Annotated in this window: 8 protein-coding genes; 2 read left to right on the top strand and 6 right to left on the bottom strand. The window is 48.0% G+C overall.

Annotation, left to right across the window (positions count from 1 at the left end; all coding sequences use genetic code 11):
- Nucleotides 1-13 precede the first annotated feature (13 nt).
- From C9J01_RS03370 to C9J01_RS03380, 3 genes are read right to left on the bottom strand one after another with little or no spacing between them, the layout of a single operon-like run.
- A complete protein-coding gene (locus C9J01_RS03370; RefSeq protein ID WP_107296684.1) occupies nt 14-3,241 on the bottom strand; it encodes an efflux RND transporter permease subunit in 3,228 nt (1,075 codons plus the stop codon).
- A 1-nt stretch (nt 3,242) separates the two neighbouring features.
- On the bottom strand, nt 3,243-4,529 hold the full coding sequence (locus C9J01_RS03375) for an efflux RND transporter periplasmic adaptor subunit (protein ID WP_107296685.1): 1,287 nt from the start codon (nt 4,527-4,529) through the stop codon (nt 3,243-3,245).
- Nucleotides 4,526-5,908 (bottom strand): TolC family protein, encoded by a 1,383-nt coding sequence (locus C9J01_RS03380; RefSeq protein WP_107296686.1) that lies wholly within the window; start codon nt 5,906-5,908, stop codon nt 4,526-4,528. Before C9J01_RS03380 ends, C9J01_RS03375 begins: the two co-directional genes overlap by 4 nt.
- Before the next feature lie 142 nt (nt 5,909-6,050).
- On the opposite strand from C9J01_RS03380, the gene C9J01_RS03385 reads away from it, so the two are divergent.
- Nucleotides 6,051-6,851: a Cof-type HAD-IIB family hydrolase gene (locus C9J01_RS03385; protein ID WP_107297404.1), complete on the top strand. Its 801-nt coding sequence runs from the start codon at nt 6,051-6,053 to the stop codon at nt 6,849-6,851.
- A 70-nt stretch (nt 6,852-6,921) separates the two neighbouring features.
- Here C9J01_RS03385 and C9J01_RS03390 read toward each other — a convergent pair whose 3' ends face one another.
- The 3 genes from C9J01_RS03390 to C9J01_RS03400 form a co-directional block, all read right to left on the bottom strand.
- Nucleotides 6,922-7,455 carry a thioesterase family protein gene (locus C9J01_RS03390; RefSeq protein ID WP_107296687.1) on the bottom strand — a complete coding sequence of 178 codons (534 nt, stop codon included), beginning with the start codon at nt 7,453-7,455 and terminating at the stop codon, nt 6,922-6,924.
- Nucleotides 7,456-7,652: 197 nt separating this feature from the next.
- Nucleotides 7,653-10,700 carry an efflux RND transporter permease subunit gene (locus tag C9J01_RS03395; protein ID WP_107296688.1) on the bottom strand — a complete coding sequence of 1,016 codons (3,048 nt, stop codon included), beginning with the start codon at nt 10,698-10,700 and terminating at the stop codon, nt 7,653-7,655.
- Nucleotides 10,697-11,851 carry an efflux RND transporter periplasmic adaptor subunit gene (locus C9J01_RS03400; RefSeq protein ID WP_107297405.1) on the bottom strand — a complete coding sequence of 385 codons (1,155 nt, stop codon included), beginning with the start codon at nt 11,849-11,851 and terminating at the stop codon, nt 10,697-10,699. Before C9J01_RS03400 ends, C9J01_RS03395 begins: the two co-directional genes overlap by 4 nt.
- A gap of 167 nt (nt 11,852-12,018) precedes the next feature.
- Between C9J01_RS03400 and C9J01_RS03405 the strand changes: the two genes are divergently transcribed.
- The gene (locus tag C9J01_RS03405) at nt 12,019-12,615 is read left to right on the top strand and encodes a TetR/AcrR family transcriptional regulator (RefSeq protein WP_107296689.1); all 597 of its coding nucleotides are present in this window, start codon (nt 12,019-12,021) and stop codon (nt 12,613-12,615) included.
- Nucleotides 12,616-12,647 lie beyond the last annotated feature (32 nt).

Here is a 12,647-nt window from a genome sequence, read left to right on the forward strand (position 1 = left end):
TACGCTGATGCCATCAAGCCATTTCTGGCTGATTATTTTGCGGTAAAACTTTTTGCGGTAAAGCCTTTTGCGGTAATAATTTGCGCATTACGGTACCGAGTAACTGTTTCGCGTCGTGTTGGATCATCAATAGCGACGGCGTTAGCACCAAGGTGATCACGGTTGCAAACAAAATACCGTACCCCAGAGCCGCCGCCGCAGGTATCAAAAATTGTGCTTGCATTGAGGTTTCACTCAGTAGTGGCGACAAGCCGGCAAAGGTCGTCACCGACGTTAGCAGCACGGCGCGCAGACGGCCGGTACAAGCTTGCTCAATGGCTTCTTTGACCGATAGGCTCTGATTTTTTATCAGTTCATTGAAGCGTGAAACAAGCAGCAAGCTGTCGTTCACAACAACGCCGCTCAGCGCCAAGATACCGTTTAGCGACAGGATGCTTAGCGTTAAGTCATTGAACCAATGGCCTAGGATAGCACCCACAATACCAAACGGGATCGCCACCATAATGATCAACGGCTGTATGTATGATTTTAGCGGAATAGCCAGCAGCGCAAAGATCATCACCAATGCCAGTACAAAGGTGGACTGCATGGAGTCAGTTGATTCTTTTTGCTGCTCTGCCTCACCGGTAAAGTCTATCTTGACGGTCGGGTAGTCTGCATTCAGCTCCTTAACGATGCTGTTTTGCAGCTGGCTGACCAGCTCGTTAGACGCAATAACATCTTTGTTGACCACAGCAGTGATATAGACGGCACGTTGGTTGTCGATACGGGTAATTTCAGATTGCTGGTAGTCCGAGTATACATTGGCCACGGCGGTGAGCGGTACGACCTTCCCATCGGGGGTACGTACTCTAGAAGCACTAATATCAGCCAGTGTCTGGCGGTCCTCTTCCGGGTAACGCACCCGAACTTTGACTTCATCTTTACCGCGTTGGAAACGCTGGACAATATCGCCGCCGAACGACTGCAATACTTGCTGGGCCAAGGTCGAGGTATCCATCCCCAATGCGCGGCCCTGATCGGTTAGCTCGAAGCGGTACTGTGGCTCGCCAAGGTCAAGGTTGTCGTCAATACCGCTGACACCGGCGATGGCCTGCAATTGACCTTTCAACTTGTTTGCCGCCTCTTTGAGCAGCACTTCGTCATTGGCTTTTAGCTCAGCCTTGAAGGCATCAACCATCTCCATCATCGATAGCACTTTGAGTTTTTTCACTCCTTCCATGTGCTCTGACGTCGCAAGCCAGATATCGGCGAACTCATCCGAGTTATAGGGTGCGTCGCCACTGAGCTCAATAGTGACTTTGCCTGACTTATCCTCTTCGGCAATGATTTGGACACTGGAGATAGCAGACTCACTGCCGCCGTAAGTGGCCCTCAGCTTCTCATCGACCTCGATGGCATTGGCCTCAAGCACCAACAGGTTAGTTTGGGTTTGGCCAAAGCTAGCATCGTTAAACATGCTGATTTCTGCGGTTACTGTGTCACCGGCAATATCAGGGAAAAAGGCAACGCGTACGGCGCCAGTAAACGGCATGCCAATCACTAAGATAAACAAGGCGATGAACCCTAGTACTACCGCATAACGGAGTCTGAGAGCCTGGGTGATAACACGCTTGTACACCCGGAAATTAAACCAATCCAGTCCGGCTTCGGCTTTTTGCTGGATACGACTCCAGATCCCCGGATTTTCACTGCGCTGGGTATTCACATGAGCGAGGTGCGAAGGGAGGATTAGTTTTGATTCCACCAACGACAACAGTAGGCAAATAGCAACAACAGAGCCAAACTGCGCGTAAATCTGCCCCATATTACCATCAACCAACGCGATAGAAACGAAGGCCACCACTGTTGTGAGTACACCAAAGATGGTTGGTGCGGCAACCTTATGCGTACCAATGATAGTACTCTTTAACGTATCGCCTTCACTGCGACGGGTTGAGTAAATACTTTCCCCGACAACGACTGCATCATCGACTACTATCCCTAAGGCCATAATGAAACCGAAGGTCGTCATTTCATTAATGGTCAACCCCATGAACGAGTCAGTCATAAAGAACAAAGTGCCGCAGAAGACAAACGGGAGGCTAGCCGCTACCCAGAAGGCAACACGGATATTAAGGAACAGAGCGAGTACGATAAAGACCAGCGCGATACCTGTCAGAGCATTTTTAACCAGCAAGGTCAGGCGATCTTTGATCATCGTACTTTTATCGTACCAGCTTTCAATCTCGACATTTTCAGGCAACAAGTGGCTACCCTTCCAGGTCTCGATGACTTGCTCGGCTTGTTCAACGATGTTGATCACATCGCTGTATTCATCCATGACAATCTGGATACCCATCGCACTCTGCTGGTTGTAACGCGAGAGGTTGAAGGTATCTTCTTCGAAACCGTCGGTCACTTTGGCGATATCGCCCAACAGTACTTGGCTACCGTTGTCAGTGGTAACAACAGGAATGGCCTTAAAATCTTCGATTTCATAAGCCTGCTCTGAGACTTTCAAACGAACCGTTTTATCGCCATTGCGAAGGCTGGTTGCAATGCTGGTCGACGACTCGGCATTAATGGCACTGGATACATCTGAGAGCGTCAGGTTATAAGCCTGCAGCTTAGCCTCATTAACTTCCACTGAGATCATAGGATCAATTTTGGCTTTGATCTCCAGATCACGTATGGCACTTTTGCTCAATAAGTCCGATTTCAACTGCTCGGCAAGGTCTTGCAATGTCCCCCGATCAGTGTCGCCATATAGCTGAATCCACAGTGCGTGGTCTTGCATTCTGGCTTTATCGATAACCGGGTTATCCGCTTCGACAGGCAGGTTGTTGATAGCATCTACCTTGGTTTTCACATCGTCCAGCAAAGTATCTAGGCTATAGCTACTCTCTTTCTCGATAGAGACATGGCTACCATTAGCGTCTGATGTCGAGGTGATGCGCTTGATCCCCGAGACGGTTTCCAGTGCCTCTTCTATCTTTATCGCAATCCCTTCTTCTGCCTGGACAGGGTCGCCACTGTCGTAGGTGACAGAAACGGTAACGACACTCGGCTCGAGGCTTGGGAACGCTTCTTTGCGCAGGCTGTTTATCGAGAACAGGCCAACGAGGATCACACCGACCATTAGGAGGTTGGCAGCAACCGGGTTCTGCGCGAACCAGGCAATTATCCCTTTGTGCTGATAGCTTGAAGCTTGATTGCTTTCCAGGTGATCGCTTTTAGCGTTCGGGTTGGTACGGCTCATCTTACCCTTCTCCCGACTCTGTTAATGAGGCGGATGCTTTGTCCGCTGCATATTGTGCAGCTTGGGCTTCATTGCTTTCTTGCATTAAGGTCGGCGACACCTTCATGCCGACTTTGAAATTACTCAATGGGCGCAGTACCACTTGCACGGCATCGCCCGCTTGGGTCGGCTCGACATAAATGTGCTGTTGGCGTTCGAACACAGGTGATGCAGGTGCTTTGGCAAGTACGCCTTGTGCGTCAACGGTCCAGATCTCCCCTTGCTGCGAGAGTGCCGAAGCCGGCAGCTGCCACAGATTATCGACGTCATCGCCTTGGATAGTGGCTGACACAAAAGTTCCAGGGAACAGGGGCTGTTCTTGCTCGAGCGGCTTGTCGACCACCAACACGATGGAGCGCTGGCGGGTTTGCTGGGTGACATATTGATAGCTGCGCTCCACGCTTGCCTGCCACTCAACATCCCCCGTACTGTTGGTCAGTGTTGCGGTCCATTGATCTTGGTCATCGTGTTGCGGTAGGTTGGCCCATTGTTGCTCAGAGAGCGGAATTTCAATTTCAAATCGATCAATACTGTACAGCGTGGCAAGGTTAGTGCCTATGCCAAGGTAACTACCTGGCTGAATATCACGGCTGACGACGACACTGTCGAACGGCGCACGGATTTCGGTATTGGCCAAGTCTTCTTCGGCCTTCACCAGTGCCTGCTGCGCGTTTGCAAGTTTGGCTTGTGCGCTGGCCAGTTGTGGCTCGCGCAATACCAACGGTGAGTTCGGAGCCCCAGTCAGGCCTGAACGCTGCCATTCAGAACGCGCTTGCTCACCTTGGCGCTGCTCTTCAAGCAGTGCTTGTGTGGCAGAAGCGACATCTGATTTTGCTTGGGTAACAGCTTGCTCATAGGACGTGGTATCCAGCTTTGCCAATAACTCCCCTTCCTTCACCGTGGCGCCGACTTCGAAGGCATCAGATAACCATTCAACCCGGCCACTGACCTCACTGGCAAACGCCAGTTCATAGCGTGGTTTTGCCTCACCGTAGCCAATGATTTGTGCTTGGTAGCTCGCGGCCTGGGTAAGCTGCACCCCAACCTGAGACAGGGCTTGCTGCATGGCTTTTTCGTCCATTGCCTGCCAATTGATAATGTCTTCATTTTTTGTGGTTGCCTTGGCCGGAGTGGCTTGGGCCGCCTGTGCCATTTGGCTACCGTTGTAGGCTACGACGGCAAAGATAGAGCTTGCTGCCGCCAGTGTGATGGTTAAGGTAATGGCACTCTTTTTTAGTGTGGTTTTCATGCGTTGACTCCCAAGCCTAGGGCTAGGCCTAAATCAATTCGGTTCAATAGTCGTTGGTAGGTGGTATTGGTCAGCTGTGCTTCGACGTCATAGGCTTGGCGCTGGACGGTCAGCAAATCGAAGATATCAACCAGCCCCTGGCGGTATTTCTCTTCATAGCTCACGACACTGCGCTTGGCGCTGGTTAAAGAAGTGCTTAAATGTTGTTGTTGCTGTGCCAGCGCGCTTTCTTGGCCAATGGCATTCTCAACTTCGTTCACGGCGGTCAGCAGGGTTTCCTGATAAGCCCAATAGCTTTGCTCTGTTGTCAACTCGGCAATTTCCGCATTCGCTTTGAGTTTGCCGCCTTGGAATAACGGCGCAGAGATTTGGCCCAATGCCGTCCATAACGGGTTGGCAAACAGCGCTTCGCTTGGTGTCTCAGCCATATCTTTCAGGCTGGCAGACAAGCTAAATGACGGCAGCATGGCTTTGTAGGCCGCATCGGTTCTTAAGCTTTCGGCTTCGATATTGAAAAAGGCTTGCTGTAAATCCGGGCGGCCGGAGAGATCTTGCACTGACATTGAGTCCAAGGGGTTAAGGATTTGGGGAAAGTCTGCCGCAACCTGGATATCGGTAACCGGTGCGTTCAGCTCACCGGTTAGCAATAGCAGGCTGCGTTTGCTTTGCGCGAGGTTCTCTTGGTACTGGGCGACCGTAGCCCGAGTTGAGGCTGTGTTAGTTTTGGCATTATCTAACTCTTCCAATGTGCCCAGCCCGACCTGATAACGCTCGAGTACCAATGTCTCGTTGTTCTCTAGGATGGCCAAGCGACGCTGCTCGATATCCAGCAACTGCTGGTTAACGCTGATCTCAAGCCAGCCACGCATAATGTTTGCGGCTAAAAGGTTGGTGGCATTTTGCAAGTTGGCTTGGTTGGCGGCGACATCTTTTTGTGAGGCCGCAGTAACATCAGACAGGCGCTGCCAGACATCCAGCTCCCAACTGACAGTAAGGTCGGCATTGTAGCTTTCGTTACTGCCTTCTGTTTTCTCGCTCGAGAAACCTGCCGTTAGAGTTGGCAGTTGGTCGGCAAAGCTGATCCCCTCTTGGGCATAGGCAATCTTCAGCGCCACAATACTTTGTTGCAGGCTTGGGTTATTGGCAAACGCTGTGGTTAAGTATTGCTCCAGTTCTGGCACATTGATCAGATCGGTGATCCGGTTAGGAGCTTGATGGCTCCCCAGCGCTCGCGGTGTTTGCTCAACCCGCTCATCAAGTTGCTGGATGGCGATGTTTTGGCTGTTGTTGGCTTGCGTTGCAAAGTCGGCTTCCCCTGTTGTTGCGCAGCCTGCTAAGCCGAGCAATATCAGTGAAGCCAATGAATATCGAAACGTCATTGATGCTATCTCCCACTAAGACGCGGATAAGATAACGGCACGGGGGTTAAGAAGGGGTTAAGACGAAAATACTTGCAGAGATTCATATCTCATGTACTTTGTCACGCTCGAACCATTGCTAATGACAACAATACGGTCAACTATGCCAAGTAAAGACATCAAATTTATCGCCGTCGATATGGACGGAACCTTACTCGATGAAAATAGCCAGCTCCCTGCTGAGTTTTATTCGGTTTACCAGCAACTAGAGCAACGCGATATTATTTTTGCTGCTGCATCGGGTCGTCAGTATTACAGCTTGATGGAGACTTTCGCACCGGTAAGCGAAGATATGATGTTTATTGCTGAAAATGGCACCATGGTGATGCATCAAGGTAAAGAACTGTACCGCTGCGAAATCGACAAAGCGTCTATATCAGCAATTATTCAGCAGGCACGGGCAATCGACGGAGCGCACATCGTTTTGTGTGGTACCCAATCAGCCTATATTGAAACCGAGGATCCACAGGCACTGAAAGAGTTTTCGAAATACTACCACCGTTGTCAGTATGTCAGCGACCTCTTAGCTGTCGACGATGACTTTATTAAAGTCGCTATTTGTCATTTTAATGGTACTGAAGAACATGTCTTCCCAAGCTTTGAGCGCGAGTTTGGTCAGAGTCATCAGGTAGTAGTGAGTGCAAAAATCTGGCTTGATGTAATGAATGCCGAGGCTTCTAAAGGAGCTGCTATTGAACATTTACAGAACACGCTAGGTTTTAGCTATGAGCAGACCATGAGCTTTGGTGATTACCTTAATGATTTAGAAATGCTCAAAGCAAGCTACCACTCCTATGCCATGGATAATGCTCACCCGAAAGTAAAAGATATAGCGCGATTCTCAGCGCCAAGTCACCGCGATGCAGGGGTAATGACAGTAATAAAACGCGAACTACTCGATTAAATGTGGTTTCAAGTAGGCGGAGAGCCCTATCGCGCTCTCCGCTGTTTATAAACCTAAGGGTGAAGACTAATTAATGACCATTGGGTGGCCACGGTCTGTGCTGCTCGGAATCAATCCATTCTGTTACCCATTGTGGCAATATCGGTGTATTCACCGGCTCATTCATCGCTTCGAGCAAATCTTGTGGTGAAACTAATCCTTTCTTTGACGTCACACCCGCCCGAATTAATACAGACGAACACGGTTTGCCGTCTACCCACATAGACTGCTCGACATATAGCCATTTATCGTCCCAGCCTACACACTGGGAGTACATTTTTACCTTGTGGAACATATGGATGCGTTTTCTATAACGCACTGAACTGCCTGCTACTACTAATGCCCACCGTTTTTTTGCCAGCACTTTCATTAACCCGCAGCGGATACCCAACTCAGTTCGACCCAAGTCATACAGGGTAAGCACCCGACCGTTATTCATTTCATTAAAAATATCGAGATCCCAGGGACGACAAGAGAATGAAATTTCACTCTTATCAGTAATGTGAACCGGGGAGTTACGCTTGGCTTGCCACATTACTTTCGCTAGACGCATAAACGGGTACATATTCAGCTCTTCCTTTAACTGTTATCTTTTTTATAAACCACTGACATATTGGATAATACTCACAACGGCAGGTACCACTATAGAGCAAAACATCTAAGTACCACGAATTATTGTTACCAAACTGTCGGCACCCGCTCATAATTCACGATAAAAAAAGGCGAATCAAAAGATTCGCCTTTTCCCTACTTGTACTTTTTTTAACTCTCAACGCTTACCCTAAAGAGCAAGGCGTAAAATAGTGGAATAACAACCAAGGTTAAGACTGTAGCAAACAGCAAACCAAACATAATCGTCACAGCCATGCTCTTAAAGAACGGATCAATAAGTAAAGGTGCAACACCTAAAATAGTTGTCAGCGCCCCAAGCAATACCGGCCTTGCTCGACTCATTGCTGCATCAATAATTGCAAAGTACGGAGGTTTGCCATCTGCGATCTCCATATCAGCTTGATCAACCAATACAATCGCATTCTTAACCATCATGCCAATCAAGCTTAGGAAGCCCAGTATCGCCATGAATTCAAACGGTGTTTGAAATGCGATCAAGCCAACTGTCACCCCTATAACGGCTAGAGGTGCGGTAAGCCAAATCACTAATGGTTGGCGGATAGCATTAAACATGAAGATCACCGACAGGATCATCGCAGCAAAGCCATAAGGCGCAGAGATGACTAGCCCTTCATTGGCATCCTTCGATGCTTTATATTCCCCATACCAAATCAACTCATAACCCGCCGGCAAATCAATCGCTTCAATTTTAGCGCGAACAGTATTGAACGCATCCGCAGTCAATACACCGGGTGCAGGATCGGCTTGTACCAAGATAGTCGGCACACGGTTGATACGGCGCAAAATAGCATTTTGATATACCACGTTAACCGAATCGACCAATTGGCTTACCGGAATATATCCCCCCGCAGCAGAGCTAAACACGTCTGTATTTTCAACTGCACGTTGATGGTTGCGCTCGTGCTCTGGTGAACGAACAACGATAGGGATTAAGCTATCACCTTCTCGGTAAACACCGACATTGCGCCCAGATAATGTTTGAGCGATAGCCTGATTGATCTCTTGAGTGGTCAACCCAAAGCGTTGTGCTTTTTCCGGTGAATATACCGGGCTCAACACTGGCACTTGCTGACGCCAATCATCTTGTATCGCGATCAGATTCGTATCGGCATGCATGATTGCCTTGGCTTGCTCTGCCAGCTGACGTAATACATGGCTATCTGGTCCTTTGAAACCCGCTTCAATCTTTTTACCGCCACCTCGGCCTAACATAAACTTCCACACTTTAATGGAAGCATCCTGGTATTTAACCGACAGTTCATCCTGTAACTCAATCAACAGGGGCGCAATCTTGGTATAGTCATCAATATCTATCAACAGCTGACCATAACTTGTGTTCCGTGCTTCCGGTGCATAAGTCAGCATAAACCGAAGCCCACCACCACCAATAAAGCTAGTGATGTTGGTTACCCCCTCTTTGGCTTTCACATCAGCTTCTATATTCGCAACGAACCGCTCTGTACGTTGAATATCAGAACCCTGAGGCAAATAGACATCAATGACAAACTGTGCCCGTTGTGATTCAGGCATAAATCCTGGTGGAACATATCGCAAGCCATAAACCGATACAGCCAATAAAGCGACAAGCATAGATACGGTAGCGATACGGTGCTTCAATACCCAAACCAATACCACTTTGTACATGGCCATCATCGGACTAATTTTAGTCTTACCCTTGGTGGCTTTTACTTTTAAAAAGTCATGGCAAAGCATCGGGGTGACGGTAACAGCAAATACCCAACTCAAAAACATCGAGTAAAGGATCACCCAAAATAGTGAACCGGCGTATTCCCCCATATCAGATGGCGAAAGGCCTATCGCACTGAAAGCAAAAATACCAACTACTGTACCGCCCAACAGCGGCCACTTTGTCGCGTCGACCACCTCTGTAACGACGGTTTCTCTATCTTGTTCTGGATCTTGCTGTAACCGGACCAAAATACCATCAGTGACCACAATCGCATTGTCCACCAGCATACCTAGAGCAATGATCAATGCCCCTAAGGAGATACGTTGCATGGCTATATCTTCGATGAACATGATACAAAGTGTGCCAGCAACAGTGAGCAATAGGACAAAGCCAATGATCAACCCTGAGCGTAATCCCATAAACACTAATAGGACGATAAAAACGATCACAACGGCAGCAATTAAGTTATCGATAAAGTTCGCAACTGAGTCCCTTACCGAATCTGACTGCATTGAGATAACATGGAGTTCTACGCCTAGTGGCCTCTGGCCTTCTAGTTCAGCCAACCTTGCCTTAACCGCATCCCCCATATCAACAACATTACCCCCGGTCACATTGGAGATACCAAAACCGACCGCTCGTTGACCGTTGTAGCGCATCAACATACTGGCCGGCTCTTGGTATCCTCGAGTCACCTTGGCAATATCACCAAGCCGCATGACCGTCTTGTCTGGCCCGACACCAATCTGCAAGTTTCGCAAATCATCAAACGAGCGAATATTGGAGACAGGAATGACCGGAATGCGCATCTCTTGCGAATCAATCGCACCTGCAACTGTCACCAAGTTTTGCTTTTGCAGAACTTGGAACACCTGCTCTGCCGATACCCCAAAGGAAGCTAGTCGCTCACTCGATATCTCAACGAATATTGTTTCCTGACGTTCAGCCAAGGTCGCTGTTTTGGCTACCCCTGGAACCAACACCAATTCGCGACGCAAGCTATCAACATAATCCTGCAATTGTTTATCACTAAAACCTTCACCCGTTACAGCGAAGAACAGCGCATAAACATCAGCAAAGTCATCATTGACAATCGATGGGCTTGCTCCAGGTGGCAACAACCTCTGTGCATCAGCGACCTTACGCCGTAACTTATCCCATACTTGCTGTAAGTCAGCATTTGTTTTGGCAAACTCAAGTTTGATTTCCACCGTCACTTCTGACATGCCTTGCTTGGAAACCGACTTTACCTCTTTCAGCTCTTGCAGAGACTGAACCGCCCCTTCAATCACATCGGTGACTTCGTCAGAGACTTCTTGTGCCGTTGCCCCTGAATAAGCGGTATTTATCACTGCTTGGCGGATGATAAACTCAGGATCTTCAAATCGGCCTAATTTTAGGTAGCTGATATAACCACCGAGCAAAATCAAACCAATAAGAACCCAAACACTGGTGCGTTTAGCTAGCGTATAACGAGCAATGTTCATTGCTGGCCCTCGTGAACCACCCAGCTCGTAGTTACTCCCAAACTACTTGCCGTCTGCATCGGGCGAACTTCCATCCCTTCCACCAAACTCGACACACCAGCAACAACCACTTGCTCACCAGTCTTCAAGTTTTGGGTGATAGCCACTCGGTCTCGGCTCAAGGCCCCTACTTCTACATATCGCTTATTGACAGTATTGTCTTCAGCTACAACCCACACGTATTGCTTGCCTTGGTTATCTGGTACCACAGCAATTAAAGGCACAGTAATCATCGAGTGTTGACTCATATCGCCGGTCTCTGCTGGGACCACCTTTACCGTCATACCTGGCAAGACCCGATAGTCTTGGACATCCTTGAAGGCCAACACAACTGGATAGGTTTGACTTACTGGGTCAGCCTGAGTCGCGAATGTTTTCAACGACAGATCAAAAAGATGATTTGGAATACCATTAATTTCGGCTTTGGCCTCCGTACCGCTCACACTCGATAACATCACGCTATCTGGTATGTGAATGACAACCTCAAGATCATCAATGTTGTGAAGCGTAAATACCGGATTATTCGCTTGCATTTGCACGAAATTATTAACATATCGACGACCAATAATGCCATCGAACGGAGCCTCTATACGTGTGTAATCTAATTGACGCTGCGCTTCATCACGTCGATTTTTCGCCAAGTTATAGCGAGTGGTGATTTCGTCCAGTTGGCTTTTTGAAATGGCTTTACTCTTGTCATAAATCGCTTTTGCGCGTAAAAATTCAGCTTCTGTGTTATTCAGCTCTAACTTTGCCGAAGCCAACGCCGTGGTTGCATCCCGGGAATCAAGGCGAGCCAGTAGTTGCCCTTTCTTAACTTTATCCCCCTCACTGACAAGTAACTCTGTCAACCTACCACCCACACGAAAAGCTAACTCAGCTCGCTCAGCGGCCCGAACAACGCCATTGAAACTCAGGTGATCGCCACGAGTTGCTGACACTACTTCAGTCAGTGCAGGCCTTACAGTAGGCCTAGTTTCCTTTGAAGCCATTTCAAGTTGTGTGGGTTCTTGACCACAGCCAAACAACGTCAGACCAGCAAAAGCGAGACTTACAGACACAGCCAGAGCCTTTAACGAATATCTCTCAAATACTTTATGTATGTTTTCCATAGCATCCTCCTCTTGGGAAAGGAAAAAAGTCGCCCTTTTGAGGCGATCAAAATCTGTACAGCAAATTTTGGCGGATTCTAGTTCAGGAATACCCAAAAGTAAACTCATGAGTTTACCTTATGACAATACGTTGCTAAACTCAGTGAAAACCATCACGGAATGAATTAATGGCGCGTTCAGAACAAAAAAGATTGGCTATCGTCAGTGCAGCCAAACAAGAATTTATAAAAAATGGCTTTTTAGCTGCCAATATGAACAATATTTGTCAGGCAGCAGAAGTCTCTAAGCGGACGCTTTACAGGCACTTTGAGAGTAAAGAATTATTGTTCGAAGCGGTTTTAACCGAAATTAGAGAGAAATCAGTCGAAGAAGAGCACTATCAGTTTGATGTGAATAAGCCACTGGATGAGCAGTTACGTTTAATCACCCAGCATGAATTAAAGATAATTTACGAGCAATATGGCATTGAATTATCGCGCACTATTTTGATGGAGTTTTTCCGTCAACCTGACTTGGCAAAATCCATTACCCAACGCCTATATCATACTCACGCAGTAAGCCAGTGGTTCGCACAAGCGCTCGTGGCTAAAAAGCTATTCGCCCGAGATGTCCAAACTATTACTAGTGTTTATGTCAGCCTATTACAAGGCCAACTGTTTTGGCCTATGGTACTGGATATATTGCCTTTACCTGAAGGTGAAGAACTTGAACAGAAGATTGATAACATTGTGATGACGACTATTCGTGCCTTTTCACACCCATGACCGATATAAAAAGGCCGAGCTAGTTAACTCGG

This window comes from Photobacterium rosenbergii, from assembly GCF_003026455.1.
Lineage (GTDB): Bacteria > Pseudomonadota > Gammaproteobacteria > Enterobacterales > Vibrionaceae > Photobacterium > Photobacterium rosenbergii.